The organism is Paenibacillus sp. 32O-W (assembly GCF_007679495.1).
GTDB lineage: Bacteria > Bacillota > Bacilli > Paenibacillales > NBRC-103111 > Paenibacillus_L > Paenibacillus_L residui.
The window spans coordinates 1-20,555 of sequence record NZ_VEGP01000064.1 but is presented as its reverse complement, the minus strand read 5'-3'; the positions used below and the strand labels follow the sequence as shown (position 1 = coordinate 20,555).

Annotated in this window: 15 protein-coding genes; 8 read left to right on the top strand and 7 right to left on the bottom strand. The window is 49.8% G+C overall.

Translation table 11 applies throughout. From position 1 onward, the window contains the following. Positions 1-7 precede the first annotated feature (7 nt). The 6 genes from FS806_RS26845 (at position 8) to FS806_RS20350 (ending at position 8,143) form a co-directional block, all read left to right on the top strand. Positions 8-133, top strand: coding sequence for a hypothetical protein (locus FS806_RS26845; protein WP_260982187.1), 126 nt, complete (start codon positions 8-10; stop codon positions 131-133). A gap of 1,107 nt (positions 134-1,240) precedes the next feature. Further along, positions 1,241-1,744 (top strand): hypothetical protein, encoded by a 504-nt coding sequence (locus FS806_RS20370; RefSeq protein ID WP_144940292.1) that lies wholly within the window; start codon positions 1,241-1,243, stop codon positions 1,742-1,744. Between the two features lie 441 nt (positions 1,745-2,185). Further along, positions 2,186-3,154, top strand: coding sequence for an ABC transporter permease (locus FS806_RS20365; RefSeq protein ID WP_144940290.1), 969 nt, complete (start codon positions 2,186-2,188; stop codon positions 3,152-3,154). A gap of 17 nt (positions 3,155-3,171) precedes the next feature. After that, complete coding sequence (locus tag FS806_RS20360) at positions 3,172-4,053, top strand: carbohydrate ABC transporter permease (protein ID WP_144940288.1); 882 nt, start codon at positions 3,172-3,174, stop codon at positions 4,051-4,053. A gap of 85 nt (positions 4,054-4,138) precedes the next feature. Further along, complete coding sequence (locus FS806_RS20355) at positions 4,139-5,746, top strand: extracellular solute-binding protein (RefSeq protein WP_186328455.1); 1,608 nt, start codon at positions 4,139-4,141, stop codon at positions 5,744-5,746. Between the two features lie 111 nt (positions 5,747-5,857). Next, positions 5,858-8,143 (top strand): helix-turn-helix domain-containing protein, encoded by a 2,286-nt coding sequence (locus FS806_RS20350; protein WP_144940284.1) that lies wholly within the window; start codon positions 5,858-5,860, stop codon positions 8,141-8,143. Between the two features lie 191 nt (positions 8,144-8,334). Here the strand turns inward: FS806_RS20350 and FS806_RS20345 are convergent, their stop codons facing one another. Further along, the gene (locus FS806_RS20345) at positions 8,335-9,747 is read right to left on the bottom strand and encodes a sulfatase family protein (protein ID WP_144940282.1); all 1,413 of its coding nucleotides are present in this window, start codon (positions 9,745-9,747) and stop codon (positions 8,335-8,337) included. A 31-nt stretch (positions 9,748-9,778) separates the two neighbouring features. Then, complete coding sequence (locus tag FS806_RS20340; protein WP_144940281.1) at positions 9,779-10,984, bottom strand: ROK family transcriptional regulator; 1,206 nt, start codon at positions 10,982-10,984, stop codon at positions 9,779-9,781. A gap of 343 nt (positions 10,985-11,327) precedes the next feature. Between FS806_RS20340 and FS806_RS20335 the strand changes: the two genes are divergently transcribed. Beyond that, positions 11,328-12,791: a DUF3604 domain-containing protein gene (locus FS806_RS20335; protein ID WP_260982186.1), complete on the top strand. Its 1,464-nt coding sequence runs from the start codon at positions 11,328-11,330 to the stop codon at positions 12,789-12,791. A 418-nt stretch (positions 12,792-13,209) separates the two neighbouring features. On the opposite strand, the gene FS806_RS20330 is transcribed toward FS806_RS20335, so the two are convergent. From FS806_RS20330 to FS806_RS20310, 5 genes are all read right to left on the bottom strand, one after another. Then, positions 13,210-13,710, bottom strand: coding sequence for a GNAT family N-acetyltransferase (locus FS806_RS20330; protein ID WP_144940279.1), 501 nt, complete (start codon positions 13,708-13,710; stop codon positions 13,210-13,212). A gap of 42 nt (positions 13,711-13,752) precedes the next feature. Beyond that, positions 13,753-14,721 carry an N-acetylmuramic acid 6-phosphate etherase gene (gene murQ, locus FS806_RS20325; RefSeq protein ID WP_144940277.1) on the bottom strand — a complete coding sequence of 323 codons (969 nt, stop codon included), beginning with the start codon at positions 14,719-14,721 and terminating at the stop codon, positions 13,753-13,755. Between the two features lie 78 nt (positions 14,722-14,799). After that, positions 14,800-15,672 carry a carbohydrate ABC transporter permease gene (locus tag FS806_RS20320; RefSeq protein WP_144940275.1) on the bottom strand — a complete coding sequence of 291 codons (873 nt, stop codon included), beginning with the start codon at positions 15,670-15,672 and terminating at the stop codon, positions 14,800-14,802. Between the two features lie 18 nt (positions 15,673-15,690). Next, entirely contained in the window at positions 15,691-16,650 is a 960-nt protein-coding gene (locus tag FS806_RS20315; RefSeq protein WP_144940273.1) for an ABC transporter permease, read from the bottom strand. Between the two features lie 158 nt (positions 16,651-16,808). Beyond that, positions 16,809-18,371 carry an extracellular solute-binding protein gene (locus FS806_RS20310; protein WP_260982185.1) on the bottom strand — a complete coding sequence of 521 codons (1,563 nt, stop codon included), beginning with the start codon at positions 18,369-18,371 and terminating at the stop codon, positions 16,809-16,811. Positions 18,372-18,786: 415 nt separating this feature from the next. On the opposite strand from FS806_RS20310, the gene FS806_RS20305 reads away from it, so the two are divergent. Then, complete coding sequence (locus FS806_RS20305) at positions 18,787-19,677, top strand: ribokinase (RefSeq protein ID WP_144940269.1); 891 nt, start codon at positions 18,787-18,789, stop codon at positions 19,675-19,677. Positions 19,678-20,555: the final 878 nt, after the last annotated feature.

The window sequence follows — 20,555 nt, the reverse complement described above, 5'->3', positions numbered from 1 at the left end:
GTTTATAATGACGGATTGGATCGAAAAAATGAATATTCATCATCCGACGGTGCCGAATCAACGGCAGGGCTTCTTGAAAATCCATCAATTTTCTTCATCTGCTGGTGCCGCGGCCAGAGGCATGGGAGTCTAAATGGATTTTTAGAGGCTGTCGATTAATGGTGTACGATTATGATCATGGAAACCTGCACGGTTTGGTTTTAACAGAACCAGACGACCTTAATCGCTCCAAATGGGCCTTTCGGTCATTTTAACGGAACTAGATGACCTTATTCCCAAGAAATGCAGGCGAAAGTAGGATAATTCTATGAAATAAGCGCGTCTGGTTCCGTTAGTCTAAAAAAACCGCCTATTTTGACGAAATAAGATCTCCCAGTTCCGTTACGTTTACGCTTTTATCCATTACTAGTTTCATTGATGCTACACAATTTTGCTTTTACTATTACATTCATCCAGTTGAACACCTTTTCCACATTAAATCGACTGCCTCTTTTTATACAGTTAGTTTACTCCTACGAGGTGAAAAACTGAAAACTACCCTGAAAATCCATCAATTTTCATCATCTGCTGGTGCCGCGGCCAGAGGCATGGGAGTCTAACTTCTTTTCTCTAGCCGTCACCAATTTTGGATATACTTATGTTGAACGAAACCGAGTTACCGCCCTATGGACTTTCAATTACCGCATTTATGCTCAAATGATTGCCTTTATGGAAATGGAGCGTATATGGTCGATAGGATTGGAAACAACGTTAAATAGTGTTGCGAGTTCGGCTGGCACCAGAATGACGGGTAACTTTTTTGGTTTTTTTGACCTCGGAATCTCCTGTATGTCCCATGTGCGATGGAACGTGTTGACATACAGAAATTTCAAGGCGCTGTAGATCACGTTGGAGACTGACCAACCACCACGCGAGGGGTCGGGAGCTTTCACATACAGCGCACTGGCACGCTTTCCCGGTGTATTACGGAGAAAGCGGACAGAACCGGAGCAGATCGCGCTTTCCCGGCACGCATTGTAGTGAAGATATTTTTTGATTTCAGCTGTTCCAAGATTTACCCTCCCCAAGAGCGATCAGGGGAACTCCTGTTTCCGCCAGTTCAAAGAGGCGACGGGGCTCGAAACTGGACCTAGGTCCAGGATACGACTTGCCTGAAGTTGGAGGTAACCACTGTCTAAATATGTTAATCTGTTTAAAGAACAGGACTACAGGACGGGCGAAGGAGGAAAGGAGTAGTCGTATGAATGCTAAGACCATTTTAGGAGCGGTTCTGCTTCTTCTCGGGGCGTTTTTGTTTTTAAATCAGGGAGAGACATTCGGGGTGGGGACGATATTCGCCTTATTCTGGCCCAGCATGTTTATCATTCCGCTGGGCTTGTTTTTCCATTGGATGTACTTCTCGCTGACGAACCGTCAAGGGGTTGGGCTGCTTGTTCCCGGCGGGGTGTTCCTGACGGTAGGAGTTGTCTGCCAAATCTCCATGCTGTTTGACAGTTGGGGCTACATGTGGCCGGGATTTATACTGGCTCCGGCAGTGGGACTGTTCGAGCTGTATTGGTTCGGGGGCCGCAATAAGTGGCTGTTGATCCCGATCAATATTTTGACGGTGCTGTCTCTCTTGTTTTTTGCCGTCTTCTCTATCGGCTCCATGCTTACGCATCTGTCCAGCGGTTGGCCGATCTTCCCGATACTGATGATTCTTGTGGGAGCTTTTATGCTGGTTTGGAAGAAGAGAGAAGTTTAATGTGAAAAAAATGTAAGGCCGTCGCATGTAATGACCAGTCTTGCCGGCAAAGGGGCTGTCTCACAAGTCGATTTATCATTTTTCAAGCCCCGCCTGGAGTTAAATCTGGCTGTTAGCAAAGGACCCTGTTCCTACAAAATAGTGGGATTGGAGGTCTTTTTTGCTTCATTTTGGAATGTTCCCGTTTTATGCAAACGCTATTGAGACAGCCCCTGCTTTGTGGGGTATGAACAGGCTCCGCCAGGGGCTTTTTTTTATTTTCAGGTTAGGAAATGACTTGGTGTAACGGCATTACCGGAATGATCACACTCCGCCGGTAGTTTCTGCTTCGCAAGCATCGATCTGTCCCCTATAAAAATTGTATATAAAAATTGAGCATTGAATAACGGCCGGAAAACCTGTTATTGTGCTAGTACCGACAAGAAAGGAGTGTACGCCTGAATGCCGCCACACACTGAAGCCGCGCCCCATTTCAAACCCGGTCTGGCGTCGCGCATGAAGAATTACGCCCGCTTCCTCAAGAAAGATTTGCTCCGCAATAGAACGATCTATTTGATGTCGCTGGCCGGTCTCGCGTATTACATTTTGTTTAAATATGTCCCTATGTACGGATTGACCATCGCCTTCAAAAATTTTACGCCTGCCAAAGGCATTATTGGTAGTCCGTGGGTGGGATTCACACATTTCGAGCAGTTCTTCAACAGCCATTACTTTTGGCGCATCCTGAAGAATACGCTGCTCATCAATGCGTATGAGCTTATCTTTGCATTCCCGGCGCCGATCATTCTGGCTTTGCTGCTAAATGAGGTGAGGAGCACTTTTTTCAAACGTTCTGTGCAAACGGTTACATACCTCCCGCATTTCATCTCTACAGTTGTAATTTGCGGTATGATCGTTGATTTCACAAGCAAAAGCGGGCTGATCAGCTCAATTATCGAAGCCTTCGGAGGAGAGCGGTCGAATTTGCTGCTTAATCCGGATTACTTCCGAACGATCTTCGTCGGTTCGGGCATTTGGCAGGGAGTTGGCTGGGGATCGATTATTTATCTGGCTGCCCTGTCCGCCATCGACCCGCAGCTGTATGATGCCGCAACGATCGATGGGGCCAACCGATGGAAGCAGATGCTTCATGTCACGCTGCCCGGTATTAAGCCGACTATCGTCATCATGCTCATTCTGAACATCGGCGGGATTATGAACGTCGGATTCGAGAAGATTATTCTGCTGTATAACCCGATGACCTACGAAACGGCAGATGTCATCTCCAGCTTCGTGTACCGAAAGGGAATACTCGAAGCGAGCTACAGCTACAGCACTGCAGTCGGCATGTTTAACTCCGTGATCAACTTCATGATGCTTGTTCTGGCCAACCGAATCAGCCGTAAGTTCAACGAGACAAGTCTGTGGTAGAGAAAGGGGGGACTTCTATGAAGAGAAAGAAAAGTTTGGGCGATCTTGTTTTCGATACGTGCAATTATATCCTTTTATTCGCTTTAATGCTGGCCACGCTGTACCCTTTTGTCTACGTCATCTTTGCATCTGTCAGCGAGCCGCAGCAGCTTGTGAAGCACACCGGCATTTTGTGGAAGCCCTACGGTTTCACGCTTAAAGCTTATGAGATGGTGCTGAAAAATCCGATGATCGCCATCGGGTATCGGAACACGCTGATCTATGTAGCCGTCGGAACGCTGCTCAACGTATTGATGACGGCGATGTTCGCCTATGTTTTGTCCCGGCGGGGTGTTCACTTAAAGAATTTGATGATGATGCTCGTAGTGTTCACGATGTTCTTCGGAGGCGGACTGATCCCGGAGTACATCCTGGTCAAAAATTTGGGGATGCTGGACACACGCTGGGCATTGATTATCCCCGGGCTTATCTCTACCTGGAATCTGATCATTATGCGAACCTCCTTTATGTCCATTCCTTACGAGCTTGAAGAATCCGCACGGATAGACGGAGCCGGCGATTGGACCGTCCTATTCCGGATCATTCTTCCGCTATCGATTCCGCTGTTGTCGGTCATGGTCCTTTTTTACGGAGTCGGACATTGGAATGCTTGGGCCAACGCTCTGATCTTTCTCAAGGACCGTGAGCTGTTCCCTCTGCAGCTTGTCCTTCGCGAGATTCTGATCGTGAACAGCACGACCGAAATGACGGAAGATGCCGGGGCCGGAGACGATTTCGCGCTGTCGCTCATTATCAAGTATGCGACGATTCTGGTGGCGACTGTGCCGATTCTTCTGTTGTATCCGTTAATTCAGCGGCATTTTACGAAAGGGGTAATGATCGGGGCGTTGAAAGGATGACTCGTGCGTGGTTTTGGAGCCGTATACCAGCAATGGGCGGCTTTGAAAATAAAATTGAAAAATCATGACTGAAAGGGGTTCCAACATGAGAAAATGGAAGAAGTCGACGATCAGCATGTTAGCAGTCGCATTAAGTTTCACGGTTGTAGCGGGCTGCGGGGGCGGGGCGGACGAAACGCCAGGAAACGGACAAGGCAGCGGTGCGGGGGATGACAAGCCGGTGCCGCTCACCTTTTACGTGCGGCCGATTAACAACAAGTACTTGAAGAGCTATAAGGACATTGCCGCCTTCCAGGAAATTGAGAAGAGAACCAATACGAATGTGAACTGGCAAGAGCCTTCGGCCGGCGATACTTCGCAGCAATTCAACATCATGCTTGCATCCGGCAGCTATCCGGACATGATCTACTGGGTTACCGACGGTTATCCGGGCGGATTAAGCAAGCTGATACAGGATGAAGTGGCCGTCAAGTTAAATGATTTGATCGACAGCCATGCTCCGAATTTCAAAGCACTGCTTGACGGCAATCCGGAATTGAAAAAGCAGATTATGCTGGATGACGGAACGATCGCCCTGTTTCCCAAAATCGAGCTCGACTTGCAGCGCAACGCTTATACCGGTTTCCAGATTCGGAAGGACTGGCTTGAACAGGTTGGTATGGATGTTCCAACGACCGTTGATGAATGGTATGCTGTTCTGAAAGCGTTTAAGGAGCAGGATCCGAACGGCAACGGCGAAGCGGATGAAATCCCGCTCGGTGAACAGAAAGGAATGGAGGCTATTAAAAACTTCGCTGCGGCTTGGGGGATACGAACAGGCTTATATCTTGACCCGGCTTCCCGGAAAATAGCCTATGGCCCGCTGCAGCCGGCTTTCAAAGACTATATGGAAACGATGCATAAGTGGTTTGAGGAAGGATTGATCGAGCCGGAATTCGCCTCCTTGGACGGCAAGGCATTCGACGCCAAATTTACGAACAATCAATACGGTGCCATGGTCGGATACATGTCCTGGTTTGACAAGTTCAACAACCTGATGAAAGGAGAAAATCCGGATTTTAAGCTCATTGCCGCACCGGATCCGATCGGCCCCGGCGGGAAGCCGTACAGCAGCAATGACGGATTGATCCGTTACGTAAGCGGGGAAGGCGCCTTCATTACTTCACAGAACAAAAATCCAGAGCATTCGGTGAAATTCCTTGACTTTATGTATGGACAGGAAGGCTCCGATCTGTTGAATTGGGGCATCGAGGGCGAATCTTACCAGGTGGATAACGGCAGCAAAAAGTATACGGAAAAAGTGTTGAAAAATAGCGAAGGTTTGACTCCGGTCGATTACACGCTCCGATACGCCATTCCTATATACGGCTTCACCAAAGTAATGGATCGCGAAGCGTGGGCTCAGCTCAGTGTGACAGCGGATGAAGCCAAAGAAGCGAATGAGATCTGGTACCAATCGGATAAATCGCTACTGCTGCCGAGTTTGACATTGACAGCCGAGGAAAGTCAAAAATACTCTCAAATTATGAGTGAGGTCAATACCTACTATGATGAAATGTTCATAAAGTTCATCATGGGAGTCGAGCCGCTTGATAAATGGGACGCTTTCGTCGCAACGCTGAAGAAGATGGGAATTGAAGAGGCGGTTCAAATCCAACAGGCTGCTCACGAGCGTTACCAGGCAAGAAAATAAGCGCGGCTCTAAGGGAGGACACAGGACTCCCTTAAGCTGCGTAGGGCATGCTTCTTTCTCCAATAAGATCGCTATCTGCCTTATAATCCCTCCGTTTACACCGGAATTGGTATGGAGAAAGGATGGTTGCAGTTGATTCTCGGAAAGAAGTTCCAGTTTTTTGTAAAATACTTGTTCTCTTATGTCATTATTTTGCTGCTTCCGCTGGTGCTGATGGGGTTATTTGTACAGAGCTTTTTGATCGACACTTTGAAGAATGAAATCGTAGTGAATAATTTGAACAATTTGAATCGGGTGAAATATGTTCTGGATCAACAGGTGCTGCAGCTTCAGAATACAAGCACGCAGTTGATGTATGTAAACAATAATTTGAAACCGTTTTACCAACTGAACCAGGATCCGCTGAAAGCCCGGAAAATCATGAACGAGCTGCAAAAATATACGACGACAAACCACTTTATCCATGAAATGATGATTTATTTCCGCGAGGAAGAGCGGCTGTATTCCAATCGCAGCGTTTACACCCTGTCCATGCTGTCCGATCATATTTATCCTTATCCGAATTGGAGCAAGGAAGAGATTTACCGCGATTTGAACCGGTTGACGGAACCGCTGATCCGGCCGGCCGAAATGCTGCAGGACGAGGGAAGGTTCATTACGTTCCTCTATCCGATATTGCCGAGTTCCTCCACTCCATATGCTGCGGTTATTTTTATTGTGAAGGAAGAGGCGGTCCATCGAATACTCGAGGATGAGTTCAAAAGCTACAACGGAAACACCTTTATCCTCAATCAAAACAACGAATTGATTACCAGTTTGGACTCTGGCGGATCTGATCTGCCGGAACAGGTTATAAAGAGGCTTCCGAACGACTTCGAATCTTTTACAGAGACCATAAGGCGGGGTGGAGAAACCTATTATTTCCTCTCCGTGAAATCGAAGGAAACCGGCTGGACCTACGTATCCACGCTGCCGGTCAGCCAGGTGTTGGCCAAGGTAACGGCGGTGCAAACCTGGTTTGTGCTCGGAATCATCGTCATTCTTACATTGGGCGTAATGGTGATATACGGAAGCATGAATATGAATTACAGGCCTCTCAATCAACTAAAACGGTATACCGAGAGTATTTGGAAGCATGCGGAACCGATGAATGAGCTGGAGACGGTCCGTCTGACCATCGATTCGCTGTTTACTGAGAACCGTGCGCTTAACGTCAAGGTCGAAAGCAGCCGTGAAGCTGCCGAAGATTATTTGCTGGATCAGCTGCTTAAAGGGCGGAGTACGGATGCGGAGTCTTTCAACGAAGCCGGAAGGGAATGGGGAATCGTTTTTACCAAGCCGAAAATCCGGGTCGCTATTTTACACTTTCACGGATCTCAAGCCCCCATTTCTTCTGACGAAAAGCGGGCTTTGCTGAAATCATTGAGTCAAGGGCTGCCGAAAAGCTACGAAGGGTACGGGCGGGATCATCTCGACGAGAACAAATGGGTGATGGTGCTGGCCTGCGATGCAGAGGAGGAAGCCGATCCGTCCGATGCGCTGTCATTCTTTCATCAATATGTACGAAATCTGCTGCAGCAAGGCATTACCATTGGGGTAGGCGGCGCTGTCACGGATTGGCGAGAAGTGCCCAAATCCTATTTCGAAGCGGCCACGGCGATTGATTACCGGTTTATCAAAGGGAAGGAACAGGTCATTTTCTCCAAAGACATAATCATCGATCAGCAAACGCTGGAAGCCTATCCCCGTCAGGAAATGGCGGAACTGAGGAGCGCGATAAAGCAGGGTAATTTGAACAAAATCGAGAAGCTGCTTCAGCAGCTGCAGCAATATTTGAAAGAAAACAATATGCCTCTTTTCATTGCCCGCGGCTTGTGCTTTGATCTAATTAATGTGGTGATTCAGACGATGGGCGACATTCCCTCCCAGGGGACATCCCCGGGCCTTGACGATTATCCGGATGTCTTCCTGTTGGAGAAATACGAGACCGTTGAGGAATTCACTTCCCTGGTGAAGCAGATCTGCCGGGATGTCGCAGTTCACCTTGACCGTCTGGCAGGAGAAGATCATCTGGATTTGGACATGCGAATGATGCTGTATATCAAGCAGAACTATGCGAATCGGAATTTCTCGGTTCAGGAGATGGCGGACTATTTCAGGATGGCCCCTCCGAACCTCAGCCATTATTATAAGGATCGGACCGGTCAAACCGTGCTTGACTTTGCGACGCAGCTCCGCATCGATAAAGCAAAACAGCTTCTCCTGTCAAGTACGCTTTCCGTTAAATCTATAGCCGAACAAACCGGCTTCGATAACGTATCCAGCTTCATCCGCCGTTTCAAGCAATGGACGGGGGTAACACCCGGGGAATTCCGCAGCCGGGGTGAAGCGGTATAAGATCAGAGCCTTGATCCGCTTGTGGACATTCTGACCGCTTATCCGCTAATTTTGCAACGCGCGCCCTCCGGCGCGCGTTGCGCGTCAGGCCAGGAATGGCTTTTGTTTCAAATATTAGAAAGTATAAGCTTCATCGAGAAACTGTACGTCCTTGGACAAGGACGGCGATAGCCGTTTATCCTTGGGTCCGCTTAATCTATTTCGGCGACAGGCTGATCCAGCACCTCCGCCTGCAGCCTGTGCAGCTCTTCCTTAAGCTTCACGACGGTCTCCGAATAGGCCGGATCTTTATACACATTGTTCATTTCATAGGGATCAAGCTGCAAATCAAACAGTTCCCACTCCGGCTCGCGGTTCTCATCCGCAGACCCGGTAGTTCCCAAGGCTTGGGCATAGTAATAAATCAGCTTGTAGCGTTCGGTCCGAATGCCGTAATGCGAATAAACATTGTGATGCTCGTCCAGATGCATCCAGTATCTGTAGTACATCGATGTCCTCCAGCCTTCGGGAGTAGACCCTTCAAAGATGGAGCGAAGCGAGCGGCCCTGCATTTCGGCAGGAATCGGCACTCCTGCATAATCCAAAAACGTCACCGGAAAATCGATGTTCAGAGCCATCGCTTCTGTTACGCTTCCGGCCTCGATTACACGCGGATAACGAACGATGAACGGCATTCTCAATGACTCCTCGTACATAAAGCGCTTGTCAAACCAGCCATGGTCCCCTAGGAAAAAGCCCTGGTCGGAGGTATAAATCACTATGGTGTTATCCGCGATTCCTTCTTCCTCCAAGTAATCCAGCAGCCTGCCGACGCTTTCATCAATAGAAGCCACACACCTTAAATAGTCTTTTATATACCGTTGATACTTCCACCTTTTCTGCTCCAGTGCGCTTAACTCCTCGGGAGGTCTGCCCTTGACATCCGATTCTCTCATATCGCGGTCAATCCGCATATTAGCCTCGACCGCCGCCTGCGAGCGATTTTCATAAGTATCATGGAAGGTTTCCGGCTCCGGGATTTCTACGTCTTCATACCATTGAGCGTATTTGGCTGAAGGCTGCCAGGGCCGGTGCGGCGCTTTATGATGGCACATCAGCATGAAAGGGCGGTTGGAATCCCGCCGGCTCAACCAGTCGATGGACAACTCCGTAATGATATCGGTAACATAGCCTGAATATGGTTTCTCGCCCTCTTGATCAATGAAGGTAGGATTATGGTACAGTCCTTGCCCCGGCAGGACGTTCCAATAATCGAAGCCAGTAGGATCCGCATCCCCTCCATGGCCCAGATGCCACTTGCCGATCATGGCCGTTTGATACCCGTTTACCTGCAGCAGCTTGGGGAAGGTCATTTGACGCCCATCCAGATGATCCTCGATCGATTTGACGCCGTTCAAATGATTGTATTTGCCCGTCAAAATGGCAGCGCGGCTGGGGGAGCATATTGAATTCGTGCAGAAGCAGTTATCGAAGCGCATTCCTTCGTCGGCAATCCGGTCGATATTCGGTGTCTGATTGATTTGGCTGCCGTAGCAGCTCATCGCGTGCGAAGCATGGTCGTCTGACATAATAAACAGAATGTTAGGCTGCCGGTTTGGTTTCAAGCGAGATCACCTCTACGTTAAAATTTTCGTTCTATACGTTTAAGAATGAAAAGCTCATATGTTCATCCAAAGCGAAATTGGCTGCCCCTAAAGCTCCGCCGATATCCTTGAAAATGGCCGGATGCACAACCGTGGAAGCCGAAAGCAAATGAATCGAGCGCTGGCGCATAACTTTGACGGCGGTTTCCAGGTAAGTGGAACATTCCATCGGAATCATGCCGCCGAGAATAATCGCCTCGGGATTTAGCAGATTCACCAGGTTGGCCATCGTCATTCCCAAATAGGTGGCTGCGTTATTCACGACTTGCACCGCCAGTTCATCTCCTTGATCCGCCGCCTGGCAAATTTGCTTGGCATTCAGCAGCTGAAGGTCAAATTCGGGTTCCCGCAGCAGCGAGGAATCGGTATCTTCCCGAAGCCGCTTCCGGGCCTCGAGCTCTATCGCCGGCGCTGCTGCATACATCTGCAGGCAGCCTCGATTTCCGCAAAGACATAATACACCGTCGAGCTCCACCGAGGTATGGCCAAGTTCCCCGGCTCCGCCGATAGCGCCATGAATGAGTTCGCGCTGCACATAGATGCCGGCGCCGATGCCTGTATCAATCCCGATGTAAATCATCTGGTTATAATGTCTGCCCGCTCCGTAACGGCTTTCCGCAAGTCCTCGTGCCCGGCTCCGGTTAAGGACAACGACTGGCCAGCGCAGCTTGTCCGTCATCATTCTGCTCAGCTCGACCTGTCTCCAGCCCAGAACGGCGGAGCTGTGAAGAAGTCCGCGATTCGTGTCCACGAGGCCGGGGATACCGAGACCGATAAGCGGAATCGGCTCTTTGTCCAGCTTGTTCACAAAATGGGGAAGCTCTTCGGCCAAAGCCTGAACCGCCGCTTCCGGCGTCGGTGAAGCATAAGGGATGCGCTGCATCAGCAGAGTGTTCCCCAGCAGGTCGAACGCGCCCAGGACCCAGGCCTGATCGATCAGATCAGCGCCCAGAATGATATGTGAGTTCGGAACGAGCTCCAAATTAATGGCAGGGCGGCCCCCGGTTGATTGCTGCAGCTCGGTTTCGCGGATGAGCCCCAGCTCAATTAATTCATTCACCGCTATCGAGATTGTGGCCCGGCTTAAATCCGTTAATTTGGTCAGCTCCATTCGAGAGATGGAGCCATGAACTCTTAACATCTGAATGATCGTAGCCTTGCTTCCTCTTTGATCCTTGTATTTGCGGACGGTCTCCATACAATCTCCTCAACTATAGTCTAATTTATACGTAAGTGTCCTTTCGAATATAACAAAACAGATCGAATATAGCAAACCGTTTTACACAGTTCTTTACCCATATTTTTGATGAGTTTAGAGCCTGATTATCAGCTTGCCAAAGAAATGGCATTTTATTTTTTGTCGGCGGATACTTTGTTTATATATTGACAAAAGTGGGGAGCGATTTTATGATGGAAGCAATGAAAAAGCCTGTATCGGGAAGGACAAAGGATGTAGAGGCTTTTCAAATGGAAGCCGCCATACCATTAAAATTAAGGGGATAGAAGAGCATGAACTTATATTGGGGAGATCTGCATAATCATTGCGGATAAGCTATGGCTACGGCAGTCTTGAAAACGCGCTGAAGGCGGCCAAGGGGCAGCTCGATTTCTGCGCGATTATCGGACACGCGTCCTGGTTCGATATTCCGGAACGGAAGGAACCGCTGGAGTATCTGGTTGATTTTCACAAGGAGGGATTTGCCAAGCTCCAAAGAAATTGGGAGGAAGTGCGCAGAACGGTCAGAGCTTATAACGTTCCGCATGAATTTGTTACTTTTCAAGGCTTCGAGGCGCATTCCAGCAAGTACGGCGACCATCATTATTTATCTCCTGACGATGAGATACCTCTAGTTGCCGGAGAAACGCCGGAGGAAATCATTGCCAAGCTGAGCCCGCATCGAGCAATTGCGATTCCGCATCATGTCGGCTATACGCCAGGATATCGCGGGGGGAACTGGGAAAGCTTTAATCCGGCCATCAGCCCTGTGATCGAGGTATACTCGAAGCACGGTTGCGGCATGTCTGAGCAAAGCCTGTATCCGTACTACCACGATATGGGACCGCGTGATCCGAGAAGCACCGTCTATGCAGCTTTGGCCAAGGGACATCGCTTCGGCTTCGTCGGTTCGACTGACCATCATGCGGGATATCCGGGATCATACGGAGACGGAAGACTGGCGGTGCTTGCCGAGGATAAGACTCGTGAAGCGATCTGGAAAGCGATTCTGGCCCGAAGAACCTATGCGGTGACCGGAGACAAAATAGCCTGCCGCTTTAAATTGAACGGCCATGATATGGGCAGCGAGGTTCAAGCCGGCCATAGAACTCTGTCTCTCGATGTAAGAGGCTGCGATCAACTCGATAAAATCGTCGTCTATAAAAACTTGCAGCCATGGAAAATTATCAACGGCGAAGAGCTCCACGGGGCAAAGGCGGCGGGGGAGCAGAAGTATAAGATCAAAGTCGAATTAGGGTGGGGCAATAACAAAACCGGCTTTAAATGGGAAGCCTCCGCCTCCGTTCAGGGAGGCAAGCTGATCTCTGTGGAGACCTGTTTCCGCGGCCGGAGCGTCCTTGCTCCAACTCCGGAAATGCGGGAAGATCCCAATATGAACGCTTTACGCAATGAGGTCGTTTCACAATCGGAGAGCAGCGTGGTATGGGGTTGTACGTCGTTTCCTAACCCGACTACGCTGCATCCGCACACCTCAGGTGTCATTCTGGAAGTGGCCGGTCAAGCTGATACTCGAATAGAGGTCCAGGCTAATGGAAAGACGATTACGGCTGCGATCGGCGAATTGCTGGCCGGCGGCCAAAGCGTGCATTTGCACCCTTACAATTCGGAAGCGATCTTCGTTCATCGCGCCGTACCGGAGGAGCTGTATAGCTTCCATGGACAATGGGAGGACAGTGCGGCCGAAACGTCATGCGATGTGTATCATGCGGAAATCCGGCAGATGAACGGGCAATGCGCCTGGATTTCGCCGATCTATGCTTTGGCTTGATTGTAAGGGGTAAGGAAGCGTTCGCGTGGAAGGGCCGCCGCTTGATCGAAAAACAGCCTGCTACCGGGACAATATGAATTCGGTACCGCAGTGGAAAGTTGAATACGGGGTAGTTTCGACTGTTGTTAACCTTGTTTTAAAAGGCCGCCCAGTCCGTTAGGCTGCGCGGCTTAACCGCTAATATTGTTAAAATGCGAGGAGGACCTGCAATAGTGCAGGTCTTTTTGTCGCAGCTATAAGGACACGTACGAAACCATCCTATGGGGAAAGGGAGAACCCTGCGCCTCTTTAGAACGGCACAGGGTTCCATGAAGAAACTGATAGTTTGTAAGCTTCTAATCGGACGAACAATGTTCACCGGAGAGCTTCGATAGGAATGAATGGATTGCAAGCATGACGTAATGGCCGGACCGCTCGACTACGTGCTGTTCTGACTCGCCCTGGCCTTAGCCCCGAGAAAATCCCGATATATTCCTGGAGTGGAATCCGGAATCAGAAACGCGCCGACGCTCTTCTCATAAAATTCGGCGGGCCCTACGCCGCCGATGATGGCATAGACATAGCCGGCTTCCCGCATGCTGTGAAGGCACTTAAGCAGCAGCGCTTTGCCGATACCTTTGCCCTGTTCCGAATCCAGCACGCGGGTGGGGCCGAAGAAATTGGGCGCGGTAGCTTCATAGCAAGCGTAGCCGAGGATGTCTGCGCCCCGGGTGGCTATGTAGCAGGTAACCGGGGTACGTGAGAAGCTGACATCGCATTCTCCCGAAGCATTGCGGCCGGAATGCTCCGCCACCCATTCGACGACCCGGTGCTTATCCGGAGCCAGCGCGCGATGAATGCGAATTCCCTCCCGTTCCAACCGGGAGAGAAGCTCCTCCTGTGGAGGCAGATTGAGTAATGGGACAAGCATATCGGCCATTCAAGCTCACTCCTTAATAGGTAATCAATTTGTTAGCCTCTATCATTCATTCGCCACGGCACCATCGGAAAGGCTATCCCGGTTCCCGTTCCCTGCGGCTGAACGGCTTCTCACGTCACGGATCGCCGCCTTGAGCCGGCCTTCGTGCCTCTTCAACAGTGCTGCCGCTTCTCCGGCATCCGTACCGGTCTCCAGCATCAGAATCGCGGTCTTCACATGGAGCCCGGCTTGCTGCAGCGCCTCGGCAGCCTGCGGCTCGGAGACTCCGGTCACCTCGCGCACGATGCGGATGGAGCGGTCGTAAAGCTTCTTATTGCTGGCTTTCATGTCTACCATCAGATTGTTATAGACTTTGCCCAGCTTGATCATAACGCCGGTAGTCAGCATATTGAGCACCAGCTTCTGTGCGGTGCCGCTTTTCAATCGGGTGGAGCCGGAGATTACTTCCGGTCCGACAACGGGAGCGATGCAGATGTCGCACAGTTCGCTCAGTCGGGAATTTTTGTTGGTGACGACGCCCACCGTCGCGGCTCCAATCTCCCGGGCTTGGCGAACGGCGCCCAGTACGAAGGGGGTTGAGCCGCTCGCGGTGATTCCGATGACCACATCGCCCGGACGGACACCCTTCTCCCGAATCAGCTGCGCTCCGCTCTCCGAATTATCCTCGAAGCCTTCCACGGCGGTGCGGAGAGCGACATCTCCGCCGGCAATGTAAGCCTGGACCAGCCCGGGATCGGTTCCGTAGGTAGGAGGACATTCGCTGGCGTCCAGCACGCCCAGCCTTCCGGAGGAACCGGCACCCACATAAAACATCCGTCCGCCGTTCTTTAGCGAGTGAACCAGCAATTCTACCGCCTCGGCAATGGCATCAATCTCCTCGCGGACGGATAAGGGAACCCGCTGATCTTCATCGTTCATGAGAAGCAGCATTTCCCGGGTTCCGCATTCATCGATACAGGCAGTAGCCGGATTATTCATTTCCGTTGTCAATTGCGCAAAGTATGAAGTCATTCGTCATCCATCCTTTTCTGGGAGGCATAGAGGTTGATTCCGTCTAACGCTCTGCGTATTATTGAAATTTAAGCCGGCTCAGCCCTTGACGGATCCTACCGTCAAGCCGGCGACGAAAAAGCGCTGCAGCATAGGGTACAGAATGATGATGGGCAGCGTTGAAGTAATAATGACGGCTGATTTAATGGACATGGCGATGGTGCTCTTGTCTGCCGCACCTGCCCCGTCTCCAACCATAGTCGTCCCGTTGACGATGTTGCGCAGAAACAGCATGACCGGATACTGGTCGGTGTTGAGATAGATCAAGCCGTTGAACCAGTCGTTCCAGAAGAAGACAGCGGTGTACAGACCGATCGTTGCCAGCGCCGGAGTGGACAGCGGCAGAATAACACGCCGCAATATCCCGAAATAATTCAAGCCGTCGATGATAGCGGCTTCTTCTATTTCCGAGGGGATAGCCCGGAAGAAGTTGATCAGAATTATCAGGTTGAACTGGTTAATGGCGAAAGGCAGCAGCATCGCCCATACCGTACCGGTCAGATGAAGATTGGAAATCAGGAGATAAGTCGGAATCAGCCCTCCCGAGAAAAACATCGAGAATACAATGAGCTTCATGACGATCTTATGACCTACAAGAAAACGCTTGGACATGGCATAGGCGAACAGAGAACTCAGAAATAGAGAGATCAAGGTACCGCCAGCCGTATAGAAAATGGTATTACCGTATGCCCTGAAAAAGTTAGGGTAGTTAAAAATTTGGAGATACGCTTCAAAATTTAGCCCAACCGGAAGTAATGTGACTTCGTTGTTGATGATTGCATTAGGGCTGGACAAGGATAGGGCGAGCATATAGAGAAACGGGACGAAGCATATCAAAATAACGAAAAACATGACAGCATAGATGAGCATATCAACGATCGTCAAGGGACGAAATTTTCGTTGCTTGTGCATGGAGGCCGCTCCTTTCGATTAGTAGATGCTTTCGCCGGTCGCCTTCCTACTGAGCCAGTTGGTGCTGGAGACAAGGATGACACCGATGATCCCGCTGAACAATCCGATGGCTGTAGCGTAAGAGTAGTTCTGATTGGTCAGACCGGTGCGGTAGACGAGTGTGTCAATAATGTCGCTCACCATGGCATTGGATGGCGTATACAGCAGAAGCACCTTCTCGAAGCCGAGACTCAGGAGCGATCCGACGTTCAGGATCAGCATGACCATGATCGTTGACATTATCGAAGGAATGGTTACATAAATGACCTTCTGGAACCGGCTGGCCCCGTCGATATCCGCCGCTTCAAAGAGCTCCCGATTGACCCCGGTAATGGCGGCCAGATAGATGATGGCGGTCCAGCCCGTGTACTGCCAGGTTTCGCTGAGAATATAGATCGGGCGGAAGTATTCCGGCTCATTGACGAAATAGATCGGCTCCATTCCGAACAGTTTTCCCAGCAGCTGATTTAAAAGACCGGAGCTCGGAGAAAGCAATTCGCTCAGAATCGCAATGACCACCACCGTGGAAATAAAGCGGGGCATGTAGGAAACGGTTTGCACAAATTTGCGGAAGCGCGGGGCCCGCACTTCATGCAGCAGCAGGGCGAAAATGATCGGAATCGGAAAGTTGATCAAGATGTTCCCGAAAGACAGTATGATCGTATTGTAGAAGGCGCGCCAGAATGCCGGGTCTTGGAAAAAGCGTTCGAAGTAGGCCAGTCCGACCCAATCGGAACCGTACGGCCCCATCCCCGGGCGGTATCGCCGGAAAGCCAGGATGTTGCCGATCAGGGGCGCATATTTGAACAGTAAAAAATGGCATAAGGGCAGAATCATCATCACGTAGAGCTGCCAGTATCGGCGAAAATGGCGCCTCGCAGGAGGACGGCGGGTTTCAAGCTGCCGGGTGGATTTCGGGAGAGTTGTCGTATCGGTCATATCATTCACCTTCTTCACTTGGTTGAGAGACGATAATGGCGCACATATCCGGAATAGCAAAGACCTGCTGAGAGAACATCGGTCAACCTGTGACTCCATTGATCCCCAGCAGGTCTTTATTCAAGTCTTTTGCAGCGGAAATTCCGGAATCCTAGAAATTATTTCAAATTATCGTTATATAGCTGGGTGAAGCGTTCAATCTGCAAATTTTTCATTTCCTTGACATATTGATCCCAATCTTTATCCAGGTTCTTCTTGCCGGTCAGGAATCCGTCCGCCCAGACTTCAAATGTATCGGAAAGAGGAGTCTGAAGTGAACTGGCTTCCTCCGCCGTCATATCGTCAAACATCGGTGTCGGGGGAATGCTTTGAATCGCGTTGTCCATGGCAGCTACCGTGGCATTGATCTGACTGTAATTTTCATCGTATTTCGTCATCTCCCGCGCGTTCACCCAAACCATCTGGGTAACATCGGACCCGGCGCCATACTTCAACTGCATTTCCTTATAGATACCGTTAGGCGAATTAACAATTTCGTCGGCGTACTTGATCTTATCGCCATCCATCGTGTAGGTTTGTCCTTCGACACCGAGGCACCATATTTTAGCACCTTCCTCGGAATAGAAAATTTCGTCGATGGCCTTCACCAGACGTTCGAAGTCCGGACGGTCCGCCGTCTTCTTAGGGAACAAAATTCCGCTGCCGGTGCTGCTCTTCGGCTGATGGTGCGCCCCTGCAGGACCTTCTAGAGGAGGATACATCTGCAATTTGAACCCGGGCTCAGTTGCTGCACTTTCTACGCCGCCGATCTGGTCGTAATACGCATAGGTGGCGAAGGATTTACCGGTGGCCAGCTTCTGGGACCACTTGTCTCCGTCGATCGGATCAGCCATTTCCGGATCCAGCAGGCCTTCCGCGTACAGCTTGGAGAAGAACTTCATATATTCCTTGTATTCGTCGCTGATGGCGCCGGGGAAGTAGGTTTGCTTATCGTAATCCCAGCTTAGCGTATTCGTGCCGGAAGCACCGTTCTTGCCGACACTGATGCCGAAGGAAGGCATCGTCATCCGGTACAGAACCCGAGGTCCGGCGAGAATCGTCAGCGGATAGGAATCCGGGTTCTCTTCCTTGAATTTCTTCAGAACAGTATACAGATCATCGAACGTCTTGGGCGCATCCAGCTGGTATTTGGCCAGCAGATCCTCTCTCATGATGAGACCGCCATCATAGAAGGGCTTGTCATAAAGCGATGGCAGGTAGTACCTCTTGCCGTCCTTCAGCTTGAGGGCATCGACTTCCTTCTCGAGACCGAACTCCTTGACGCGGGCATTGAAATTGGGTGTCCAATCGGAATAATCGCTGATAGGGACGATGGCGCCGTTCAGGGCCAGAGAAGCATTCTCCCCTTTGGTGGATTGATACAGGATCACATCCGGAGCATTGTTGCCTGTGTTAAGGGCAAGAGAGACCTTCGTCTGATAGTCCGCGATCGGAATCACTTCAAAGTCGATATCGACGTTGAAGCGTTTCTCCACTTCCTTGATCACCAGCCAGTCCTTCTGGAAGGGGAGAGTGGCGTTGTCCGAATAGAAGACTTTAAACTTGAGCGGTTCTTCCGTTTTCCCGGGTGTTGCCGCATCCGGGCTTGGGCTGGTGCTTGTCGGCGACGAGGAAGGCTCACTGCTGTTAGTCTTGGTGTTACACCCTGTAAGCGCTGACATAAACATGATAGATGCAAGACTGATAACTGCGGATTTCTTCTTCAACATACTTGCGATGACCTCCCTGATTTCGAATGTAAAAAGCAGGTTTGGCGGGTCCAATTTCCGGCAAACTCCTCTGAATTCATTGGAGTGGCGCCATGTTTTGGTACGCTTGAGCGAATAATAACATATTTTATTTCCGCGGTCAATGGCATTCTATGAAATATTATTTCAATCGCGGAGGTGTCCACAAGCTGCAGCTTACCGGCGTTGAATCGTTCAATGGATTGGTCTAGAATAAGGAAGAATTTATAACGTCAATGGAAGACTGCTTCTTCCCGCAATGTTTGCAAGCTTCGCAAGAGTGATAAGTACTCCAGGTGGGTAACAATGCTGATGAAGATAATCATTGAATAGGATGGAGACAGATACTATGGGAAAAATTGCGGTAGTTGGAAGCCTTAACATGGATTATTTCATCGAAACCGATGTACTTCCCAAGATGGGGGAGACGGTTCTCGGCAATCACTTCTTCCGCTCCCCCGGAGGAAAAGGCGCTAACCAGGCGGTGGCTGCGTCCAGACTGGGTGGCGATGTGACCATGTTCGGTTCGTTAGGGGAGGACGAGAACGGTCGCGCCATCCGGGAACATTTGCTGAAAGAGAGAGTTGATCTGGGCCACCTAAATCTTGTGAAGGATAAGCCAACAGGCGTCGCCTTTGTCGAATTGTGCGGCGGAGATAACCGGATCATCGTAGTTCCGGGTGCGAATCGCTCCACGGATGTGAATTATATGCAGAGGATGACTAAGGAGCTCTTGATCTTCGATGTCATCGTATTCCAGTTCGAAACGCCGCTGGAAATCATGGATTTCATCATTCCTATCCTTCACCGGCACGGCAAGATCATCATTGTCGATCCGGCGCCTGCCGCCAAGTTAAGCCAGACGATCATCGACAAAATCACTTATTTAACACCTAATGGGCATGAATTCCAAGCGCTGTTGGATACGAATGGGTCGATTGATGAAATACTGCAGGCCTATCCCAACAAGCTGATCATCACGCTTGGAGATAAGGGAGTCTCTTATCATGACGGCGACCAGATGGTAAACATACCTTGTATTGAAGTGACGCCTGTCGATACGACGGGCTCCGGCGACACTTTCACGGGAGCACTGGCCACAGCGCTTGCGGAAGGAAGGAATTTGCATGATAGTATTTTGTTCGCCAATACGGCAGCAGGGCTTTCGGTGACGAAACGTGGTGCGCAAAGCGGAATGCCCTACCGGAATGAAGTGGAGAGTCTGCTCCGTGAGAGATGATGACTCACGAGTTTCAAATTTCAATCGCATTTTTCCCGGAGCCTGCACTATTGCCGGCATTTGTTACCACATTAGAAAAGTTTAAGTTCATTAAAGTATTAAAATGGAACAACTTTCTAATTGGCATAAAAAGCCACCTTTAAAATCGGGTTATTCGTCTTCGAAGAGGCTCCGTTAGGAGCTTTTTTTAAAATATAAGAAATTATAAGTTTTCATCTATACCTGTTCTCATATTTCATCGGTAAACGCGCCCGTCCTAAGGACGGCGATAGCCGTTTATCCTTGCCATTTTAGAAAGTATAAGTTTCAAGAGCTTATTTAGTTCCTTATTTAAAACCGAAAGTTTTGGCGGATAGCTCTTCTTTCAATCAAGGGGCTGCCCCAAAATCCAGTTTGCGATTTTTCAGCACCGCTAGACCGGAATTTTTCGTTTCATAGTGAACTTTTTTGGAAAACCCCGGATCGTCCACCGGATGGTGTAAAAGATAAGCAAAACTGCAGGTCTTTTTTGGAAAAAAACGTGGAGTGCCCTATTCTAAAGCGATAATGCACGTCTTTTTGGAGAAAAGTCGCCACTACCTGATTCTAGAGCAAAACTGCAGGTCTTTTGAGCGATTTTTGCGAAATGGCCCCATTTTGTGGAAAAGACCTGCACATTTGAGCGTCTTTCGCCTTCTTTTTGGAAAAAGGGACAATTTTAATGTATTTTTGCTCGTCTTTCCGATGTCTTTACCGACCCGGATGCGACTTGTGGCTTTCCCTCAGGGCTCCGTTAGGAGCTTTTTTTACCACATTAGAAAGTTTAACTTCCAAAAGCGAGGTTCAACTCCACCGTCTTTAGACGGTATCCGCTTTTAGCCCTACAGGATCTGGAAATA

Bases quoted from the DNA above. Each gene is read 5' to 3' on its own strand.
- FS806_RS20340 (WP_144940281.1), bottom strand. From the start codon at position 10,984: ATGGAGACCGTCCGCAAATACAAGGATCAAAGAGGAAGCAAGGCTACG.
- murQ (WP_144940277.1), bottom strand. From the start codon at position 14,721: ATGACTTCATACTTTGCGCAATTGACAACGGAAATGAATAATCCGGCT.
- FS806_RS20320 (WP_144940275.1), bottom strand. From the start codon at position 15,672: ATGCACAAGCAACGAAAATTTCGTCCCTTGACGATCGTTGATATGCTC.
- FS806_RS20330 (WP_144940279.1), bottom strand. From the start codon at position 13,710: ATGGCCGATATGCTTGTCCCATTACTCAATCTGCCTCCACAGGAGGAG.
- FS806_RS20310 (WP_260982185.1), bottom strand. From the start codon at position 18,371: ATGTCAGCGCTTACAGGGTGTAACACCAAGACTAACAGCAGTGAGCCT.
- FS806_RS20355 (WP_186328455.1), top strand. From the start codon at position 4,139: ATGAGAAAATGGAAGAAGTCGACGATCAGCATGTTAGCAGTCGCATTA.
- FS806_RS20315 (WP_144940273.1), bottom strand. From the start codon at position 16,650: ATGACCGATACGACAACTCTCCCGAAATCCACCCGGCAGCTTGAAACC.
- FS806_RS20350 (WP_144940284.1), top strand. From the start codon at position 5,858: ATGGAGAAAGGATGGTTGCAGTTGATTCTCGGAAAGAAGTTCCAGTTT.
- FS806_RS26845 (WP_260982187.1), top strand. From the start codon at position 8: ATGACGGATTGGATCGAAAAAATGAATATTCATCATCCGACGGTGCCG.
- FS806_RS20305 (WP_144940269.1), top strand. From the start codon at position 18,787: ATGGGAAAAATTGCGGTAGTTGGAAGCCTTAACATGGATTATTTCATC.
- FS806_RS20370 (WP_144940292.1), top strand. From the start codon at position 1,241: ATGAATGCTAAGACCATTTTAGGAGCGGTTCTGCTTCTTCTCGGGGCG.
- FS806_RS20365 (WP_144940290.1), top strand. From the start codon at position 2,186: ATGCCGCCACACACTGAAGCCGCGCCCCATTTCAAACCCGGTCTGGCG.
- FS806_RS20360 (WP_144940288.1), top strand. From the start codon at position 3,172: ATGAAGAGAAAGAAAAGTTTGGGCGATCTTGTTTTCGATACGTGCAAT.